The organism is Conexibacter stalactiti, from assembly GCF_033542075.1.
GTDB classification, from domain to species: domain Bacteria; phylum Actinomycetota; class Thermoleophilia; order Solirubrobacterales; family Solirubrobacteraceae; genus Conexibacter; species Conexibacter stalactiti.
Map to the genome: position 1 here is coordinate 14,764 of NZ_JAWSTH010000035.1, position 19,190 is coordinate 33,953.

Below are 19,190 nucleotides of genomic sequence, written 5' to 3' on the forward strand. Positions count from 1 at the left end.
CGCGGCGCCGCGCGGCCCGGTCCGTCGATGACGGCGCCGCGCCCGCCCCGGTGGCGGGCGCGCTCAGCGCCGTCGTCTCATGCGCCGTGGATCAGAGTCCAGCGGTGGTGCGGACGAGCAGGTCGCCCCGCACCTGGCGGTGGAACTGCGCGCGCTCGACCAGCACCTCGGCGAGCTTGTCAGCGTCGACCTGGTACTCGCCGTTGGCGATCTGTCTGGCCAGCAGCCGCAGCCGCGACGCGCGCGTGATGCGATCGCGACGGGCAACGGTGATGCGGTGGAGTCGGTCCTGTGTAGCGACCATCATGTCGCTCCCTTTCATTCCTGAGTTCACGTGGAGGAGCCGGACGATCCGGCTCTCGTGGGGGTGACTCAGGCGACAGGGGGACCGCGCGCGAAGACATCGGAGGTCGGCGTCGCCGAGTTGCTCGCGAAGGAGCACGGCGGCGCGACCGTCTCGGCCTGCGCGAGCTGCGCGCTGACCGATCCGACGAGGATCGCGGTGAAGCTGATGCCGGCCGCGGCGCCGTTGGCGGCAGCGGCGGCGGCGCTCGTGTTGAGCGGCGAAGAGGGTGAGTCGATCGGCGCGACGGGCGGGCCGCGGACGCTGGCCGGCTCGTCGGCGAGGCGCTGGTCGCGCTCGGCCTGAGCCGCGACCGGCGCGGGGATCGTGCCGTTCGGCGGGACCGGCGTCGCGGTCGCGGTGACGAGCGGCGCGCAGATCGGGGAGTTCGCGACGGCGGAAGGAGAGTTCGAGGTCGCGCGCGCGGCGGCCGGGTCGGCCGGCACGATGCCGAGGTTGACGAGCGTCTTGCGCACGATCCGCCGCACGGCGGCGTCGCGCTCGGCGGCCTGCTGGAGACGCTCGGCGTCGCTTGGCGGGCCGACGAGATCGTCCAGCGGCGGGGGCGCGTCGACGACCGGTGTCAGCACGGTCGTCGGCAGCGTCACGCGCTGGGTCGCGGCGAGCGGCTGCGCGGCGGCAACCGGCTGCTGGGTCGCCGTGGCGGCCGCCTGCTCCTGCGGCTGGTCGCCGCCCGCGGCGACGATCGGCCGCAGGACGCCAGAGCCGGTGGCCGGCTTCGGCAGGGCTGCGGGCGCGTTCGTCTCGGTCGGCGTGGGGCGCTCGGTCGTCGGCTGCTCAGCGGCCGGGAGCACAGGCGCCGGCTGCTCGCCGACGGGCTGCTCGACGGCCGGCACCTCGGGCACGGGCTGCTCGGCGGCCGGCAGCTCCACAGGCGGCTGCTCGACCGGCGGCTGCTCGGCGCCCGGCTGCTCAGGAGCGGGCTGCCCGCCGGGCTGCTCCGGGGTCGGCTGCTCCTCGCCGGGCTGCTCCGGGTTCGGCTGCTCTCTGCCGGGCTGCTCCGGGTTCGGCTGCTCTCTGCCCGGCTGCTCCGGGTTCGGCTGCTCCTCGCCGGGCTGCTCCGGGTTCGGCTGCTCGCCGCCCGGCTGCTCGGGGGTCGGCTCGCTCGGCGTCGGCTCGCTCGGCTCGGGGTCGGTCGGCGCGGGCTCGCTCGGCTGTGGATCGGCGGGCGCCGGATCCTCGGGGGCCGAGTGGCTCGGCTGGGGCGCGCTCGCGCCCGCGTCCGCGGGCGTGGGCGCGTCAGGAGCGGATGCGGCCGGCGCCGGCGCGGCGGGCGCGGCAGCGGCAGGTTCAGGTCTCGGCTGAGCGGGCGCCGGGGCGGCGGGCTCCGGGCTCGGCTGAGCCGGAGCGGCAGCGGCGGGCGCCGGGGCCGGCTGAGCCGGAGCGGCAGCAGCAGGCTCGGGAGCCGGAGCAGCAGCGGGGGCCGGCTGGGCCGGAGCAGCAGCAGCGGGCTCGGGAGCCGGAGCAGCGGCGGGGGCCGGCTGAGCCGGAGCGGCGGCAGCAGGCTCAGGCGCCGGGGCAGCGGCGGCCGGGGCCGGCTCGGGAGCCGGAGCAGCAGCAGCGGGGGCCGGCTGAGCCGGAGCGGCCGCGGCGGCCGGCTTGCTCTCGGGCTGACCGGCGCCGGCGGCGAGGGCGCCGGCCGGCGCGGTGCCGAAGGCGGCGAACGCGGCCAAGCCCACCAGGCCAGCACGCAGCCGGCGCCGCCGGGAGGCGGAGCGAGCGGGTGGCACGGGAGTTGGGAGGCGTTCGTCCATGAAGAGCCGAGAGGAGGCTTTAGTCGATCCTCGGCATCCCGCGAGAAACCTTTAGCGATTCCCGCTCGAACTGGCCGCAGGTCCCCCGCACGCCGTGAGGTTGGCGCGCCGCCCACCGCCATCAAGCACGCGCTTGGTCCAGAGATCCGCCTCGTCGTTCAACCAAGCGCGATCCCAAGCGAATGCTTGGTACTAGTCGCGCGGGCGCTGATGCATGTCGATCTCGTAGCGGTCGCCGCGATAGAGCGAGCGCGCCGACTCGATCACGCGGCCGCTGTGGCGGCGGGTGACGCGGCGGAAGAGGAAGGCGGGCGCGCCGGGCTCGGTCTGCAGCAGCGCCGCCTCGTCGCCGGTCAGCGCGACGGCGCTCGCGCGCTGGCTCGCCTCGCCGAAGGTGACGCCGTATCTCTGGCGCAGCAGCCCGTAGAGCGAGCGATCGTCGAGCGCGGCCGACTCCAGCCGCGGGAAGTCCTCGGCCGGCAGGTAGACCCACTCGACGGCGAGCGGCACCCCGTCGGCGGTGCGGACGCGGTGGATCAGCACGACGGGGATCCCCGGCGGCCGCTCCAGCGCCGCGGCGATCGCGTCGTCGGCGTCGAGCAGCTCCTGCGCGAGCACGTAGCCGCCGGGCGTCATCCCGCGCGCGACGATGTCCTCGCTGAAGGAGGAGAGCGAGTCGGTCTGCACGATCCGCGGATCGGCGACGAACGTCCCCTGGCGCTCGACGCGGTACGCGAGGCCGTCGGCGCAGAGGCGGTCCAGCTCGCGCCGCACCGTCATGCGCGCGACCTCGAAGCGCTCGGCGAGGATCCGCTCCGACGGCAGCAGCGCCCCCGGTCCGAGCCCCGCCATCAGCTGCTCCAGCGCCCTGCGCAGCTGCTCCCCCTTCGGCCGCGAGCCGACCAGCGGCCCGAGCGTGCTCGCATCCGCTTGCGCGCGGCGACGGGAACCTTCCATGGCCGTGGTGTATACCAGCCGAAGGTCTCGAACTCCAGCAAATATGGGCTCCATTCGTACGTGCCGAGAGCCAGCCGCTTGACTGGTATAGACCAGGGCGCTACGGTCCGCAACGTGGCCGCACCGGTGGCCGCGTGTCTGTCCAACCAGACGGGGAGAAGTGGGTATGTCGTTCATTCGCACGGGCACCGCCGTCGTGCTCGCCGGCGCGCTCGCGTTCGGCGCAAGCGCCTGCGGCAGCTCCGACGACGATGGAGGCGGCGGCACGACCGCCAGCAGCGGCGGAGGCGGCGACGCGCCGAAGATCGCGCTGCTGCTGCCCGAGTCGAAGACGGCGCGCTACGAGAACCAGGACCGCCCGAGCTTCATCGCGAAGGTCAGAGAGCTGTGCCCGGACTGCGAGGTGATCTACGCCAACGCCGAGCAGGACGCCGCGCAACAGCAGCAGCAGGCCGAGCAGGCGATCACCAACGGGGCGAAGGTGCTCGTCGTCGATGCCGTCGACGTCAGATCGGCGGCCGCGATCGCGACCAACGCGAGAGCGCGCGACGTGCCGGTCGTCAGCTACGCGCGCCTGATCGACGGCGCCGACCTCGACGCGTACGTCTCGATCGATCCCTTCAGAGTCGGTCAGCAGCAGGGCGAGGCGCTGCTGAGAGCGCTGCCCGGCGGCGGCTCCGGCGCCAGAATCGTGATGATCAACGGCTCGCCGACCGACTCCAACTCGGCGCCGTACAAGGAGGGCGCCCACGACGTGCTCGACAGAGCCGGCGTCGACGTCGTGAAGGAGTACGACACGCCCGACTGGAGCCCCGACAGAGCCCAGACGGAGATGGAGCAGGCGATCACGAGCGCCGGCAAGGATGGCTTCGACGGCGTCTACTCCGCCAACGACGGCATGGCCGGCGGCGCGATCGCGGCGCTGAAGGCGAACGGGATCGACCCCAGATCGAAGCCGATCACCGGCCAGGACGCCGAGGTCGCGGCGCTGCAGCGGATCCTCGCGGGCGAGCAGCTGATGACGATCTACCAGCCGATCAACGAGATCGCCTCGACCGCGGCCGAGCTGGCGGTGCCGCTCGCCAGAGGCGAAGGCGTCCCGTCGATCACGACGACCGAGGTCGACAACAACAGCTCCAGAAGAGTCCCGTCGGTGCTGCTCGACACGATCGTGATCACGAGAGACAACATCCAGGACGTGATCATCAGAGACGGCTTCGCCACGGCGGACCAGATCTGCACTGACGCGTACAAGGCCGCCTGCGACGCGGCGGGCATCAGATAGCGATGAGCGCGGGCGCTCGCATGACCGCCGAGATGGCGGAGCAGCCGGCGGTGCTGGCACGGCTGGTCGCGCGAGCGGACGCGGTCGCGGAGGCGGTGCGCACGGTGGCGCCGCGTCCGCTGACCGGCACGGCGATCGTCGCGCGCGGCTCCTCCGACCACGCGTCGGTCTACGGCCGCTACCTGATCGAGCTGGCCAGCGGCCGGCCGGTCTCGCTCGCGGCGCCGTCGCTGCACCTGCTCTACGACGCGCGCGTCGACTACGGCGGCCAGCTCGCGATCGCCGTCAGCCAGTCGGGACAGACGCCGGAGATCGTCCAGACGCTGGCGCGGCTGCGGGACGCCGGGGCGCGGGCGCTGGCGATCACCAACGACGCGACGAGCGAGCTGGTGCTGGCCGCCGAGGCGGTCGTCGCGCTCGAGGCCGGCGCGGAGCTGGCGGTGCCGGCGACCAAGACCGTGACCGCCCAGCTGCTCGCGTTCGCGCTGCTGGCGCGGGCGCTCGGGCCGGTCCCGTTCAGCGACGCACAGCTGCATGAGCTGCCGGCCGCCGTCAGCGCGGTGCTGGACGATCCAGCACCGGCCCGGCACGCGGCCGAGCGCTTGGTTGGTGATCTCCGGCTCGTCGTGACCGCGCGCGGGCTGCTCTACGGCGCGGCGCTGGAGTCGGCGCTGAAGCTGCAGGAGACGGCGGCGATCGCGGCCGACGGCTTCTCCTCCGCCGACCTCCGCCACGGCCCCATCACGATCGTCGGGGAGGGCTTCCCGGTGATCGCGCTGTCGGCCGGCGACGGGCCGGCCGCCGCCGACGTCGCGGCGCTGGTCGGGGTGCTGCGCGAGCGCGGCGCGCGCGTGCTGACGATCGCGACCGGCGCCGGCGCCGACCTGCCGCTGCCCGACGTGACCGAGGCGCTGGCCCCGATCGTCGCCGTCGTGCGCGGCCAGCAGCTCGCGTGCGAGCTGGCGCTGCTGCGCGGCCGCGACCCCGACGCGCCGGCCAACCTGCGCAAGGTGACGGCGACGTAGTGAGCACCGTCGTCGCGATCGACGTCGGCGGCACCGGCCTGAAGGGCGCGGTGATCGAGCGCGACGGAACGCTGCGCGTGCAGCGGCGGCACTCGACGCCGCGGGGCGCCGGCGGAGTCGCCGTCGTCGAGGCGGTGCTGGCGCTCGCGACCGAGCTGATCGGGATCGCTGACGAGCCGGCGCACGTCGCGCTGGCGGTCCCCGGCCTCGTCGACGACGACAACGGCGTCGTCGCGCTCGCGCCCAACCTCGGCTGGCGCGAGCTGCCGCTGCGCGCGATCGCCGAAGAGCGGCTGGGGCTGCCCGCGCTCGTCTGGCACGACGCCCGCGCCGCCGCGCTCGCCGAGGGCACGCTCGGCGCGGCGCGCGGGTCGCGCGACTGGCTGCTGGTGACGATCGGGACCGGCATCGGCGGGGCGTTCGTCAGCGACGGGCGGGTGCTGCTGGGCGCCCGCGGCGCCGCCGGCGAGCTGGGCCACGTCGGCGTCATGCCGGACGGGCCGCTGTGCGCCTGCGGCAAGCGCGGCTGCCTGGAGGCGCTCGCCTCCGGCCGCAACGTCAGCGAGCGCTACGCCGAGCGCAGCGGCGTCTACGGGATGCGGGCCGAGGAGGTGCTCGCGCGCGCGTGCGCGAGTGACGCCGACGCGGCCGCGGTCTGGGAGCAGGCGATCGACGCGCTCGCACGGGCGCTGGCCGGCTGCGCGGCGCTGCTCGATCCCGAGCTGGTCGTGCTCGGCGGCGGCGTCTCCTCCGCCGGCGCGGCGCTGCTCGATCCGCTCGCCGCGCGGCTGGCGCAAGAGGTCCGCTTCGGGCCGCCGCCGCGGCTGCGCACCGCCGCGCTCGGCGAGCGCGCCGGCTGGATCGGCGCCGGCCTGGCTGGTTGGCAGGCGGTCGGCGGCGCGGCCGAGGAGCTGGCGACATGGCCGGCCTGAACGCGGAACCACTCGGCCTGCGGCCTCGGATTCCGTCGGGAACGCTCGCCTTCCCAGCCGAGGTCTGGCCGTGAGCGCTGCCAGCCTGACCCTCTCCGGGGGGCGCGTCGTGACGCCAGACGGGGTCCGCTGGGTCGACGTCGTCGTGCGCGCGGGGCGGATCGCTGAGCTGCGCGAGCCCGGCCCGCGCCCGGTGTCCCCCGATGGCGAGCGGATCGAGCTGGACGGGCAGTGGCTGCTGCCGGGCTTCGTCGACCTGCACGTGCACGGCGGCGACGGCGCCCAGTTCAACACCGACGATCCCGCCGAGGTGCAGCGCGCCGCCGCCTTCCACGCCGGGCACGGAACGACCGCGCTGCTGGCGACGACCGTCGCCGCGCCGGTCAACGAGCTGCTCAGCGCGCTCGACGCGATCGGCGCCGCCTCCGCCGCGCCGCGGCCGGGCGCCGCCGAGGTGCTCGGCGCGCACCTGGAAGGACCGTTCCTGAGCGCGATCCGGCCCGGCGCGATGGAGGCCGCGCACTTCATGGCGCCGGTCGGTGAGAGCCGAATCGACGTGGGCGGCGCCGGCGCGATCGCGCCGCTCAGCCACGCGGCCGAGCGCTTGCTCGGCCACAGTGCGCCGCGCTCGATCTCGCTCGCGCCCGAGCTGCCGGGGGCGCTGGAGCTGACGCGCCGCGCCGTCGCGCGCGGGCTGCTCGTCTCGCTCGCGCACAGCGATGCCGACTACGGCCAGGCGGTCGCGGCGATCGAGGCCGGCGCGCGCGCCGTCACGCACGCCTTCAACGCGATGCGGCCGCTGCACCACCGCGACCCCGGACTGCTCGGCGCCGCGCTCGACCGCGACGAGCTGACCTGCGAGGTGATCTGCGACGGGGTCCACGTCGACCCCGCCGCGGTGCGGCTGCTGATGCGGTGCAAGGGCGCGGCACGGACGGTGCTCGTGACCGACGCGATCGAGGCGACCGGGCTGCCCGACGGCGACTACCGCCTCGGCGACCGCGCGATCCGCGTCCGCACCGGCCGCGCGACGCTGCCCGGCAGCGCGACGATCGCCGGCGCGACGCTGACGATGGACGCCGCCGTCCGCAATGCGGTCGCGTTCGGCGGCGTGACGCTCGCCGACGCGGCGCGGATGGCCGCGACGACGCCGGCGGAGCTGCTCGGGATCGGCGATCGCAAGGGCTCGATCGCGCCCGGCCGCGACGCCGACCTCGTCGTGCTCGACCGCGACCTCGCGCTCACGCGCGTGCTGGCGCGCGGGGCGTGGGTCGACGCAGCCGCGCGCGTCGCGTCCTAGCGCGCCGGCCGCGCCGTCGCGCGCGGACGCGCCGGCCGCGCGGAGAACTACGGCCGTCGCCGCGTAGGCCGCGCCGATGACGAGCGCGTGCGTCCACGCGAGAGTTCACGGCATGACCGCCCCGCTCCTGCTCGACGAACTGATCCCTCACGCCGACGCGGTCCGCACCGAGCACCTGCTGATCGACGGCGACCTCGCGCAGGTCTACGACGCCGTCCGCGCGGCCGACTTCATGCGCACCGCCGAGCAGCAGCCGGTGCGGGCGCTCTTCCAACTGCGCGCGCTCGGCGAGCGGGTCGTCTCGACCGTTCGCCGGCGCCCGTTGCCGGCACCCGCGCCGACGGCGACGATGCGGCTCGCAGATCTCGGCGCCCACGGCGAGTGGGTGGTGCTCGGCGAGCGGCCGCCGCACGAGATCGCGATCGGCGTCGTCGGGCGCTTCTGGGCCGGGGAGACGAGCTGGGAGACGATCGACGCGCGCGACTTCGCCGGCTTCGAGCGCCCGGGTCTCGCGAAGATCGCCGCCGGCTTCTCGCTGCGCCCGTACGGCGCCGGGCGCGTGCTCGTCAGCTACGAGTGCCGCACGCTGGCGACCGATCCGCAGTCGCGCCGCGCCTTCCTGCGCTACTGGCGGGCGCTGTCGCCGTTCATCGGGGTCGTGCTGCGCACCCAGCTGCGGATCGTCGCGCGCACGGCGGCCGAGCGCGCCGCACGGTAGGGTCCCGGGCGAGCCAGTCGCACCCACCCCGTGGGTCAGGGAATCCGGTGAGAAGCCGGAGCTGACGCGCAGCGGTATGGGGGACGGGCGGAGCATCGGCCACTGGACCGGCAACGGTCTGGGAAGGCGCTCCACCCGGACGATCCCGAGCCCGAAGACCTGCTGGCTTGCGGCCCTCCGCATGCATCGCAGCGGGCGGCCGGATCGTCCACAACGGGCCCCGCGACCGGGTCCCAGATCGAAAGGCCAGCGTGTCCCCGCGCGCCCTCACCCTCCCCACGCTCTCCGCCGTCGCCGTGCTCGCCGCCGGCCTGCTCGCCGGCTGCGGCTCCGACGGCGACAGCCCCGCCGCGACCGCCGCCGGCAGCCCCACGGCCGCCGCGACCACGGCCGCCGCGCCCTCGACCAGCTACCCGGTGACGCTCAGGAACTGCGCGCGCGAGGTCGTGGTCGAGCGGGCGCCCGAGCGCGCCGTCTCGATCAACCAGCCGGCGACCGAGCTGCTGCTGACGCTGGGGCTCGAGGACCGCATGGCCGGCAGCGTCTCCTGGAGCGACCCGGTCACGCCCGCGCTCGCGGCGGCGAACGCGAAGGTCCCGGTCATCAGCAGAGACTTCGCCTCCTTCGAGCGCGTCCTGAAGGTCGAGCCCGACTTCGTCTACGCGACCTTCGACTGGTCGTTCACCGACGAGGGCGTCGCCCCGCGCGACCGCTTCGAGAGACTCGGTGTGCCGACCTACCAGTCCTCCAGCGAGTGCGGTGGACAGACCGCGCAGCAGGCCGACGAGCTGACGCTCGACGACCTCTACACGGAGATCGCGGAGGTCTCGCGGATCTTCGGCGTGCCGGAGAGAGGCGCGGCGCTGGTCGAGTCGCTGAGAGCGCGGATGGCGAGAGCGTCGAGCGACCTCGGCGCCGAGGACCTCTCGCTGATGTGGTGGTACTCGTCGTCGAAGACGCCGTACATCGCCGGCTGCTGCGGCGCGCCCGGGATCGTCACGCGCGCGATCGGCGCCAGAAACGCCTTCGCCGACAACAGACAGCTGTGGCCGGAGATCGGCTGGGAGGCGATCCTCGACCGCGATCCCGACGTGCTCGTGCTGGCCGACCTGACGCGCGGCGACGAGGGCGACAGCGCTGAGGCGAAGATCAGATTCCTCGAGTCCGACGCGGTCGCCAAGCGGCTGACCGCCGTCCGGAACAGACGCTACATCGTGCTCTCCGGCTCCGACATGGACCCGTCGCTGCGCAACGTCGACGCGGTCGAGACGGTCGCCGACGGGCTGCGCAGACTCGGGCTGGCCGGCAGATGAGCGCCGCGCCGGGGTCGCCGGCCGCGGACGAGGCGATCGCCGCCGCCGACCTGCTCGCGCGCTGGGACGACCAGCAGGCGGCGTACATCGCCGATCGCGAGGGCCGCTTCCGCGTCATCGCCGAGGTGCTGGAGCTGACGCTCGGGCCGGCGCCGCTGGTCGTCGACCTCGCCTGCGGGCCGGGCTCGCTCGGCGCGCGCCTGCTCGACGCGCTGCCGGGCGCGCGCGTGGTCGGGATCGACCACGACCCGCTGCTGCTCGACGTCGCGCGGCGGGCGCTCGGAGAGCGCCACGGCGACCGCCTGACGCTGCTCGACGGCGACCTGCTCGACGCCGGCTGGCCGGCGGCGGTCAGCGCCGCGCTCGGCGACGCTGCCCCGGACGCCTGCGTCTCGACGACGGCGCTGCACTGGCTGAACCCCGACCAGCTCGTGCGCGTGTACACGCAGGCGGCGGAGCTGCTGGCGCCCGGCGGGCTGCTGCTCAACGGCGACCACTTCCGCTTCGACGATCGCTCGCCGACGCTGAAGCGGGTCGCCGCCGCACACGACGAGGCGACCCAGCGGGCCGGCCACGCCGCCGGCGCGCCGACGTGGGAAGCGTGGTGGGAGGAAGCGCGCTCCGGTCCCGGCGGAGCCGCGCTGGTGGCCGAGCGCGAGCGCCGCTTCGCCGGCCGCGACGCGCCGCCGACGACCGCCGTCGACTTCCAGCTCGCGGCGCTGGCGCAGGCCGGCTTCGCGGAGGTCGGGACGGTGTGGCAGCTCTTGGATGACTACGTGGTGATGGGGCGTCTGCGGCCTGCGGCCTTGATGCCTTCCGCGAACTCGCCAGAGGCTCCTTCGCGCGCGTCGGAGTGACTCCATGCGCAGCGTCGCTCTTTCGCTCGCCGGCCTGCTCCTGCTCGCCCTCTCGATCGCCGTCGCGATCACGATCGGGCCGGCCGAGATCGCCGTCGGCGACGTCTACGCCGTCGTCGGCCAGCAGCTCGGCCTCGGCGACGCCGGCCTGTCGCGGATCCAGGAGGGGATCGTCTGGGATCTGCGGCTGCCGCGCACGCTGCTGGCGGCCGTCTGCGGGGCGGGGCTGGCGATCTGCGGCGCGATCCTGCAGTCGCTGCTGCGCAACCCGCTCGCCGACCCGTTCGTGCTGGGGATCTCCTCCGGCGCCTCGACCGGCGCGGTGCTGGTGATCGTCGCCGGCGTCGGCGGCGGCGCGATCGCGCTCTCGACCGGCGCCTTCGCCGGCGCGCTCGTCGCCTTCGGGCTGGTGCTGGCGCTGGCGGCCGTCAGCGGCGGCGGGACCGACCGCGTCGTGCTCGCCGGCGTCGCCGGGACGCAGCTGTTCATGGCCGTGACGACCTTCCTCGTCTTCTCCTCCGCCGACGCCGAGCAGACGCGCGGCGTGCTGTTCTGGCTGCTCGGCTCGCTCGGCGGCGCCGACTGGCAGGACGTCGCGCTGTGCGGCGCCGTCTGCGCGCTCGGGCTGGCGCTCTGCCTGTCGCAGTCGGCGGCGCTCGACGCCTTCGCCTTCGGCGAGGACGCCGCCGGCGCGCTCGGGATCTCGGTCGCGCGCGTGCGCGCGCTGCTGCTGGTCGTGACCGCGCTGCTGACGGCGACGCTCGTCAGCGCGGCCGGCGCGATCGGCTTCGTCGGGCTGGTGCTGCCGCACGCGGCGCGGCTGCTGGTCGGCCCCGGCCACCGACGGCTGCTGCCGGCGACGGCGATCGCCGGCGCGATCTTCCTCGTCTGGGTCGACACCGCCGCGCGCACGCTGTTCGAGCCGCAGGAGCTGCCGGTCGGCGTCGTGACGGCGCTGATCGGCGTGCCGGCCTTCGCGGCGATCCTCGCGCAGCGGGGGCGGCGGACGTGAGCGCGCGTGCGGCGGTCGGGGCGGGGTGCCAGCGATGAGCCTCCACGCGCGTGAGGTGTCGTGGTCGGCCGGCGGCGCGCTGATCGTCGACGGCGTCACGCTGGACGTCCCGGCCGGCGCGACGCTCGGCCTGCTGGGACCGAACGGCTCCGGCAAGTCATCGCTGCTGCGGCTGCTGGCGGGGCTGCGCAGGCCGAGCGACGGCGCCGTCCTGCTCGACGGCGCCGAGCTCGGCGGGCTGCGACGGCGCGAGGTCGCGCGGCGGGTCGCCGTCGTCGCGCAGCAGGCGAGCACCGAGGTCGACCTGACCGTCGAGCAGGTCGTCCGGCTGGGCCGGATCCCCCACCGCGGCAGCTGGTCGGGCGACACCGCCGCCGACGACCGCGCGGTCGAGCGGGCGCTGCTCGACACCGACCTCGCGACGCTGCGCGACCGCCGCTGGCACGCGCTCTCCGGCGGCGAGCAGCAGCGCGTGCAGATCGCACGCGCGCTGGCGCAGGAGCCGCGCGAGCTGCTGCTGGACGAGCCGACCAACCACCTCGACGTGCGCCACCAGCTCGACCTGCTCGCGCTCGTGCGGCGGCTGCCGCTCACCTCCGTCGTCGCGCTCCACGACCTCAACCTCGCGGCGATCTTCTGCGACCGCCTCGTCGTGCTCGCGCACGGCCGCGTCGCCGCGCTCGGCGCCCCAGCCGACGTGCTCACGCCGCGGCTGATCGCCGACGTCTACGAGGTCGACGCCGAGGTCACCCCGGACGGCGCCGGCCCCGGCCGCCCGTCGATCCGCTTCCTCGCACGCTGAGGTCGGCGGCGCGTCGTAGACTCGCGCCGATGAGCAGCCGCTTCCAACGCGCCCCCGGGGATCCGGAGAGACAGCGGGCGACCTCGCTCGAACTGTTCTACGACCTCGTCTTCGTGTTCGCGATCACGCAGGTCTCGCACCTGCTGCTGGAGCACCTCGACTGGACCGGCGTCGGCCAGTCGGCGCTCGTGCTGCTCGTCGTCTGGTGGGCGTGGAACTACACGACGTGGGTCACGAACGAGCTGGACCCGGAGTCGATCGCGGTGCGGCTGCTGCTGATCGCGGTGATGCTCGCCTCGCTGCTGATGGCGGTCGCGATCCCGCACGCTTTCGGCGACCGCGCGCTGCTGTTCGCCGGCTCCTACGTCGCGATCCAGGTCGGCCGCCACCTCTTCCTCACGTTCGCGGCGTCCGCCCGCGGCACGTCGGAGCGCGAGCGCGCCGGCCGGATCCTCGCCTGGTTCGCGTTCGCCGGCGCCTTCTGGATCGCGGGCGCGCTGGCGGAGGGGTCGACGCGCACGCTGCTGTGGCTGATCGCGCTCGCGCTCGACTACAGCGCGCCGCTGCACCTCTACTGGGTGCCGTGGCTGAAGCGCGCGACGGGCGCCGCCTGGCAGGTGCAGACCTCCCACTTCGCCGAGCGCTTCCAGCTGTTCGTGATCATCGCGCTGGGCGAGTCGATCGTGCTGACCGGCGCGACGACCTCCGACCTCGAGCTGACAGGGGAGCGGGTCGCCGCGTTCGCCGTCGCCTTTCTCACCACCGCCGCGATGTGGTGGCTCTACTTCAACTACGTCGCGGCGATCGCGGAGCGGCGGCTGGAGCTGGCCGGCGACCGCCGCACGACGCTCGCGCGCGACGCCTACACCTACCTGCACGTCGTGCTGATCGCCGGCGTGATCGTCTCCGCCGTCGGCGACGAGCTGACGATCGCCCACCCGGGCGACCACCTGCACGGCTGGAGACTGGCGATCGCCGTCGGCGGCCCGGCGCTCTACCTGTTCGGCCATTCGCTGTTCCGCTGGCGGCTGACCGGCTCGCCCGGCTGGAAGCGCCCGGCCGGCGCGCTCGCCTGCATCGTGATCGGACTGCTCGGCGGCTCGCTCTCCGCGCTGGCCGTCGCGCTGCTGACGCTGGCGGTCCTGATCGCGGTGATCGTCGGCGAGTACCTCGGCGGCCGCGCGAGCGCCGCGCGCGGCGAACCGACGCCGTTGGAGGCGCTCGACCAGCCCGGCCTGCCATCCTGAGGGCATGAGCAGCACGCCCCTCGCCCCCGCGGCGGCCGGAACGATCGCCGCCGAGGCGGCGCGGCGCCGGACGTTCGCGATCATCTCCCACCCTGACGCCGGCAAGACCACCCTCACGGAGAAGCTGCTGCTGTACGCCGGCGCGCTGCACGGCGAGGCCGGCGCGGTGAAGGCGAGAGCGGGACGGCGCGAGGTCACCTCCGACTGGATGGAGCTGGAGCGCAGACGCGGCATCTCGGTCTCCTCGACGGTGCTGCGCTTCGAGTACGAGGGCAACGTCTTCAACCTGCTCGACACGCCGGGCCACAAGGACTTCTCCGAGGACACGCTGCGCGTGCTCTCGGCCGTCGACGCGGCCGTGATGCTGATCGACGCGGCGAAGGGCGTCGAGCCGCAGACGCTGCGGCTGTTCGAGGTCGCGCGGGCGCGCAGAATCCCGCTGCTGACCTTCGTCAACAAGTACGACCGCCCCGGCATGGAGCCGCTGGAGATCCTCGACCACCTCGCGACGGTGCTCGACCTGCAGGCGATCCCGCTCAACTGGCCGGTCGGCATCCCCGGCTCGTTCGAGGGCGTGATCGACCGCAGAACGGATCTCTTCCACCGCTTCACGCGCACGACCGGCGGCGCCACGATCGCGCCCGAGGTGATCCTCGACGCGGCGACCGCGGAGGACTCCGACGACCCCGCCTGGGCGACCGCGCGCGAGGAGCTGGAGCTGCTCGACGCGGTCGACGAGGAGTTCGACGACGTCGCCTTCCGCGACGGCCAGGCGACCGCGCTGTTCTTCGGCTCGGCCGTCTCCAACTTCGGCGTCGGGCCGCTGCTGAAGGCGCTCGTCGAGCTGGCGCCGGCGCCGTCGCCGCGACGCGAGATCGACGCCGACGGCGAGCCGGCCGGGGAGCGGCCGCTGGAAGCCCCCTTCTCCGGGCTCGTCTTCAAGGTGCAGGCGAACATGGACCCGCGCCACCGCGACCGGATCGCCTTCGTGCGGATCTGCTCCGGCCGCTTCGAGCGCGGCATGCGCGTGATGAACGAGCGCACCGGCCGCTCGCTCGCGATGGCGCACGCGCACGAGGTCTTCGGCCGCGAGCGTTCGCTGATGGAGGAGGCATTCCCCGGCGATGTCGTCGGGATCGTCGGCGCCGCCGACACGCGCGTCGGCGACACGCTGTGGCTCGACGAGCCGGCCCGCTTCCCCGCGATCCCCTCGCTGGCGCCCGAGTTCTTCATGTTCGTCCGCAACGGCGACGTGTCGCGCTACAAGCAGTTCCGCCGCGGGCTCGAGCAGCTCGACGAGGAGGGCGTCGTGCACGTGCTCAGACGCGAGGCGGCCGGCGACCCCGTGCCGGTGCTGGCCGGCGTCGGCCGGCTCCAGTTCGACGTCGCCGTCAACCGCATGGAGAACGAGTTCAACGCGAGAGTGCGGCTGGAAGAGGCGCCGTGGAACGTCGCCCGCCGCACCGAGCCCGGCGACGTCCCGACGATCCGCGAGGCGACCGGCTCAGAGGTGCTCGTGCGCGCCGACGGCACCCACCTCGCCGTCTTCCGCAGCGAGTTCGTGCTGCAGCGCCTGGAGCGCGACCACCCCGAGCTGACGCTCGACCGCCTGCTGACGCGTTAGGAGGTCAGCGCGCCAACATCGTCCTTTTTGGGGTATTGAGTGTCAGACATCTGACCTTTCTGGCGCATAGACGTTCCTGGTCCAAGCGGTCTCTCCGCCGAAGCGGAGAAGCCGCCGACCATGACCGCACCCTCACTGACGCCGCGACGAATCGCCGCGCTCGTCCTGCTGCCCGGCGCGCTGGGGGGCGCGCTCGCAGCCCAACCGGCCGCCGCCCAGTCGGCGGCCGCGCCGAGACGGATCTACGCCTGTGTCACGCAGGACTACAGAACGCTCAACCTGACGACCGAGAACGCCAGATGCCCGGCCGGGCAGACGAAGATCTCGTGGAACGTCGAGGGCAGCAGAGGCGAGCCCGGCCCGCGCGGTCCCAGAGGGCCCGCCGGCCCGAGAGGTGCCACCGGCAGAACCGGTCCCGCGGGCCCGGCCGGCCCCGCCGGACCTGCCGGTCCAGTCGGCCCCGCAGGCGCGCAGGGCCCCGCCGGTCCGGCCGGTCCCGCCGGGCCGCAGGGCGAGACCGGCCCCGCCGGCTCGCCCGACACGCCCGCCGAGGTGCTGGCGAAGCTGCTGCAGGTGATCCCGCCGCTCGACCTCGACCAGAGAGGAACGAGAGACGGCGTCCTCAGCGCCACGGTCAGCAACCCCGCCTCGACGCAGACCGCGGTCAGAGTCAGACACCAGGGCATCGGCAACGCCCTCGAGGTCAACATCACCAACAACGGCTCCAGCAGCCGCGGGATCTCGGTCGACCACCAGGGCGTCGGCCCGGGCATCTTCGCCAACACCGTCGGCGGCAACTCGATCTGGGGCGTCACCGGCTCGATATCGTCGGCCGCGCTGATCGGCGACTCCTCCAGCGGCGAGGCGGTCGTCGCGCGTCAGAACGGCGCGATCTGCGAGAGAAACATAGGCAGATGCAACGGCATAGGAGCGATCGTGGGCCGTCATGACGGTACGGGCGGCTACGGCGTGCGCGGCTTCGTCACCGACCCCAACGGCGCGATCGGCGTGATCGGCCAGGCCGGCATCTCGGGCGGCACCGGCACCGGCGTGCGCGCCGAGAACGTCAACGCCGCCAACAACGACAACGCGCTGGAGGCGGTCACCAACGGCAACGGCTCGGCGCTGTTCGCGCAGGGCAGAACGACCGCGGCGACCTTCAACGGCGCGGTCCAGATCAACGGCAATCTGACCGTCACCGGCACCAAGAGCGGCTTCAAGATCGACGACCCGCGCGCGCCTTCGCAGCGCACGCTCACCCACACCCCGGTCGAGACCGATTCGCTCACCGTCACCTACAGCGGCAACGTCACGACTGACGGCTCCGGCCGCGCGACGGTGAGATTGCCGTCGTACGCGACCGCGATCGCCGGCGACTGGCGCTATCAGCTGACGCCGATCGGCCAGTTCGGCCAGGTGATCGTCGCAGCCGAGGTCGATGGCGACGGCAGCTTCCAGATCCGCAGCGAGAAGCCGCGCACGAAGGTCTCGTGGTCGGTGACCGGCGAGCGGCGCGACCCGCAGGCCAGACGCGACGGGATCGCGGCCGTCACGTCGAAGACCGGCAAGGCGAAGGGCCGCTATCTCGACCCGACGCTCTACGGCAAGCCGGCCTCGCAGGCGGTCACGCCGGCGATCAAGGCGACGCGCGGCGGCGCCCGCGCCGCCAGCGCGCCGAAGCTGGCCTCCGAGCGCTAGAGCCCGAGCAACCCACGCAGCTCTGCGGCGCCGGCCTCGGCGCCGTAGGGCGGCGTGTCGGGCTGGTGCTTGCGCCCGCCGACCGCGAGCGTGCCCGCGTCGACGGCGTCGAAGCCGATCTCGTCGATCAGCGCGGCGACGATCCGCTTCGCCTCCGCGTCGTCGCCGGAGATCGGGATCGCGAGCCGCGCGGGATCGCCCGCCGGCAGCCCGCGCTCCGCCAGCCAGCTCGCGTAGATCGCGTTGAACGCCTTGACGATCCGCGCGCCGGGCAGCTGCACCGCGAGCAGCTCGCTCGAGGTCGTGCTGTCGTCGTCGAGCGCGGCGATCTGGCCGTCGCGCCCGGGGTAGTAGTTGTTCGTGTCGATCACGACCTTGCCGGCGACGCCGTCGGCCGGCAGCTCGCCGATGCGGCCGAGCGGGATCGAGACGACGTCGACCTCGCCGAAGCGCAGCGCCTCCGCCACCGTCGCGGCGTGCGCCCGTTCGCCCAGCTCGGCGACCAGGTCGACGAGGGTCTCGGGGCCGCGCGAGTTGGCGACCGCGACCTCGTGGCCGGCGGCGACGAAGTGGCGCGCGAGCGCCCCTCCGATGTTGCCGACGCCGACGATGCCGATGCGCACTGGAGTGGAATCGCTCATGCTCCGAACATAGCCACCGCCTCACGCCGCGCCGTCCGGCGCGACCGACGGCTCTCTGCGATACGCCGCGATCCCCAGCTCCTGCAGGTCCAGCTCGCGCTCCAGTCTGTGCATCACCTCGTCGGAGATCGTGCCCTCGTTGCGCAGCGCGACGACGATCGCGCGCTCGGCGTCGATCAGCTCCTTCGTCAGCCTCGCGCGCGCGTCGGTGTGCTCGCCGAGGTCCTCGCCGTCCTGCTCGAACGAGCGCTCGCCGGCGACCTGCGCCAGCCGCCGCTGGCGCACGTCGTAGTTCTTGCGCATCAGCCGCACGGTCGAGTCGCGCGTCCACTCCTCCTCGCGCAGCTCCTCCAGTCGTGAGATCGCGGCCTCGGTCGCGGCGCGGCGGGCGTGCAGCTCCTCGCGCGCCGGCGAGCCGTCGTCCTCGATCCCCAGCGTGCGGATCAGCCACGGCAGCGTCAGCCCCTGCACGACGAGCGTCGCGAAGATCACCGTCAGCGTCAGGAACAGCAGCAGGTCGCGCTCGGGGAAGTCGAGCGGCAGCGCGAGCGCGGCGGCGAGCGAGACGGCGCCGCGCATGCCGCTCCAGCCGATCACCATCCGCTCGCGCCAGCCGACTCGCAGCAGCCGCTGCTTGGGGCGCCGGTCGAGCGCGCGGATGATGTACGGCGTCGTGTTGCCCCACAGCAGCCGCGTCGCGATCACCGCCGCGCTGACGGCGGCGCCGAGCCCCAGCAGCAGCGCCAGCGAGCGCTCCTGGTGGGTGACGACCTCGTGCAGCTGGAAGCCGACCAGCACGAACAGCAGCGCGTTCAGCAGGAAGACCAGCACGTCCCAGAAGGCGTAGCCGGTCAGGCGCGAGAGCGGGTCGGTGATCGTCGGGGCGTGCCAGCAGAGCACCAGCCCGACGGTGACGGCGCCGAGCACGCCGGAGACGCCCAGCTCCTCCGCCGGGATGTAGCCGAGATAGCCGGCGGCGAGCGACAGCGTCACGCTGATCAGCGGATCGGCGAGCGCGCGGCGGAACAGCGGCAGCAGCGCGAAGCCGACGAGCGCGCCGATCGCGATCCCGCCGGCGACGTTGGCGACGAACTCCCAGCCGGCGTCGAGCAGGTCGAAGCTGCCGCCGACCGCCGCCGCGACCGCGACGCGGTAGATCACGAGCGCGCTGCCGTCGTTGACGAGGCTCTCGCCCTCGATCACGCTCACCAGCCGCGCCGGCACGCCGAGTCTGCGCGCGATCGCCGTCGCGGCGAGCGGGTCGGTCGGCGCGCAGATCGCGCCGAGCGTGAAGGCCGCCGCCCACGAGAGGTCGTCGACGAGCGTGTGCGCGACCCACGCGACCGCGCACGCGGTCAGCAGCACGAGCCCGATCGCGTTCAGCGTGATCGGCCGCCACAGCAGCTTCATGTCGCGCGGCGAGGCGAAGTAGGCGGCGTTGAACAGCAGCGGCGGCAGGAACACCAGCAGCACCAGGTCGGGGTCGAGCTCGACGCTCGGAAGGCCCGGCACGAAGCCGAGCAGGCTGCCCCCGATCACCAGCAGGATCGGGTACGGAACGTTCCACAGACGCGCGAGCGCGGTCAGCCCGACGACCGCCAGCAGCAACCCGAGCAGCGTGAGCTCTATGTGCTCCATGCGCGGAAGGATGGCGTACGCCG

At 74.1% G+C, this 19,190-nt stretch carries 17 protein-coding genes and 1 riboswitch; of the genes, 12 read left to right on the forward strand and 5 right to left on the reverse strand.

The genetic code is table 11. The features are described 5' to 3' along the window. Window positions 1-91 precede the first annotated feature (91 nt). From R7226_RS14415 to R7226_RS14425, 3 genes are all read right to left on the reverse strand, one after another. Window positions 92-304, reverse strand: a complete 213-nt coding sequence (locus R7226_RS14415) for a flagellar biosynthesis anti-sigma factor FlgM (protein ID WP_318597874.1) — start codon at window positions 302-304, stop codon at window positions 92-94. Between the two features lie 68 nt (window positions 305-372). Next, window positions 373-2,037 (reverse strand): hypothetical protein, encoded by a 1,665-nt coding sequence (locus R7226_RS14420; RefSeq protein WP_318597875.1) that lies wholly within the window; start codon window positions 2,035-2,037, stop codon window positions 373-375. A gap of 273 nt (window positions 2,038-2,310) precedes the next feature. After that, a complete protein-coding gene (locus tag R7226_RS14425; RefSeq protein WP_318597876.1) occupies window positions 2,311-3,075 on the reverse strand; it encodes a GntR family transcriptional regulator in 765 nt (254 codons plus the stop codon). A gap of 166 nt (window positions 3,076-3,241) precedes the next feature. Between R7226_RS14425 and R7226_RS14430 the strand changes: the two genes are divergently transcribed. The 12 genes from R7226_RS14430 to R7226_RS14485 all read left to right on the forward strand — a co-directional run bounded on the left by R7226_RS14430 (window position 3,242) and on the right by R7226_RS14485 (window position 16,888). Further along, the gene (locus R7226_RS14430; RefSeq protein ID WP_318597877.1) at window positions 3,242-4,360 is read left to right on the forward strand and encodes a substrate-binding domain-containing protein; all 1,119 of its coding nucleotides are present in this window, start codon (window positions 3,242-3,244) and stop codon (window positions 4,358-4,360) included. A gap of 2 nt (window positions 4,361-4,362) precedes the next feature. Continuing rightward, window positions 4,363-5,385 (forward strand): SIS domain-containing protein, encoded by a 1,023-nt coding sequence (locus tag R7226_RS14435; protein ID WP_318597878.1) that lies wholly within the window; start codon window positions 4,363-4,365, stop codon window positions 5,383-5,385. After that, window positions 5,385-6,317 carry an ROK family protein gene (locus R7226_RS14440; RefSeq protein ID WP_318597879.1) on the forward strand — a complete coding sequence of 311 codons (933 nt, stop codon included), beginning with the start codon at window positions 5,385-5,387 and terminating at the stop codon, window positions 6,315-6,317. The genes R7226_RS14435 and R7226_RS14440 overlap by 1 nt, the downstream gene beginning before the upstream one ends. A gap of 70 nt (window positions 6,318-6,387) precedes the next feature. After that, window positions 6,388-7,617 (forward strand): N-acetylglucosamine-6-phosphate deacetylase, encoded by a 1,230-nt coding sequence (gene nagA, locus R7226_RS14445; RefSeq protein ID WP_318597880.1) that lies wholly within the window; start codon window positions 6,388-6,390, stop codon window positions 7,615-7,617. A gap of 112 nt (window positions 7,618-7,729) precedes the next feature. Continuing rightward, complete coding sequence (locus R7226_RS14450) at window positions 7,730-8,335, forward strand: hypothetical protein (RefSeq protein ID WP_318597881.1); 606 nt, start codon at window positions 7,730-7,732, stop codon at window positions 8,333-8,335. Between the two features lie 10 nt (window positions 8,336-8,345). After that, a riboswitch (cobalamin riboswitch) is annotated at window positions 8,346-8,504 on the forward strand. Window positions 8,505-8,586: 82 nt separating this feature from the next. Beyond that, on the forward strand, window positions 8,587-9,648 hold the full coding sequence (locus R7226_RS14455) for an ABC transporter substrate-binding protein (RefSeq protein WP_318597882.1): 1,062 nt from the start codon (window positions 8,587-8,589) through the stop codon (window positions 9,646-9,648). Then, entirely contained in the window at window positions 9,645-10,505 is an 861-nt protein-coding gene (locus tag R7226_RS14460; protein WP_318597883.1) for a class I SAM-dependent methyltransferase, read from the forward strand. Before R7226_RS14455 ends, R7226_RS14460 begins: the two co-directional genes overlap by 4 nt. A 4-nt stretch (window positions 10,506-10,509) precedes the next feature. Then, entirely contained in the window at window positions 10,510-11,517 is a 1,008-nt protein-coding gene (locus R7226_RS14465) for a FecCD family ABC transporter permease (RefSeq protein ID WP_318597884.1), read from the forward strand. A gap of 34 nt (window positions 11,518-11,551) precedes the next feature. After that, window positions 11,552-12,319: an ABC transporter ATP-binding protein gene (locus R7226_RS14470; protein WP_318597885.1), complete on the forward strand. Its 768-nt coding sequence runs from the start codon at window positions 11,552-11,554 to the stop codon at window positions 12,317-12,319. A 29-nt stretch (window positions 12,320-12,348) separates the two neighbouring features. Further along, a complete protein-coding gene (locus R7226_RS14475; RefSeq protein WP_318597886.1) occupies window positions 12,349-13,566 on the forward strand; it encodes a low temperature requirement protein A in 1,218 nt (405 codons plus the stop codon). A 4-nt stretch (window positions 13,567-13,570) separates the two neighbouring features. Next, the gene (locus R7226_RS14480) at window positions 13,571-15,190 is read left to right on the forward strand and encodes a peptide chain release factor 3 (RefSeq protein ID WP_318597887.1); all 1,620 of its coding nucleotides are present in this window, start codon (window positions 13,571-13,573) and stop codon (window positions 15,188-15,190) included. A 120-nt stretch (window positions 15,191-15,310) separates the two neighbouring features. Continuing rightward, window positions 15,311-16,888 (forward strand): hypothetical protein, encoded by a 1,578-nt coding sequence (locus R7226_RS14485; RefSeq protein ID WP_318597888.1) that lies wholly within the window; start codon window positions 15,311-15,313, stop codon window positions 16,886-16,888. On the opposite strand, the gene R7226_RS14490 is transcribed toward R7226_RS14485, so the two are convergent. Both R7226_RS14490 and R7226_RS14495 read right to left on the reverse strand, forming a co-directional pair. Then, window positions 16,885-17,529, reverse strand: coding sequence for an NADPH-dependent F420 reductase (locus R7226_RS14490; protein ID WP_318597889.1), 645 nt, complete (start codon window positions 17,527-17,529; stop codon window positions 16,885-16,887). The two genes, R7226_RS14485 and R7226_RS14490, sit on opposite strands and share 4 nt — an antisense overlap. Window positions 17,530-17,550: 21 nt before the next feature. Next, window positions 17,551-19,167: a Na+/H+ antiporter gene (locus R7226_RS14495; protein ID WP_318597890.1), complete on the reverse strand. Its 1,617-nt coding sequence runs from the start codon at window positions 19,165-19,167 to the stop codon at window positions 17,551-17,553. Between the last annotated feature and the right edge of the window lie 23 nt (window positions 19,168-19,190).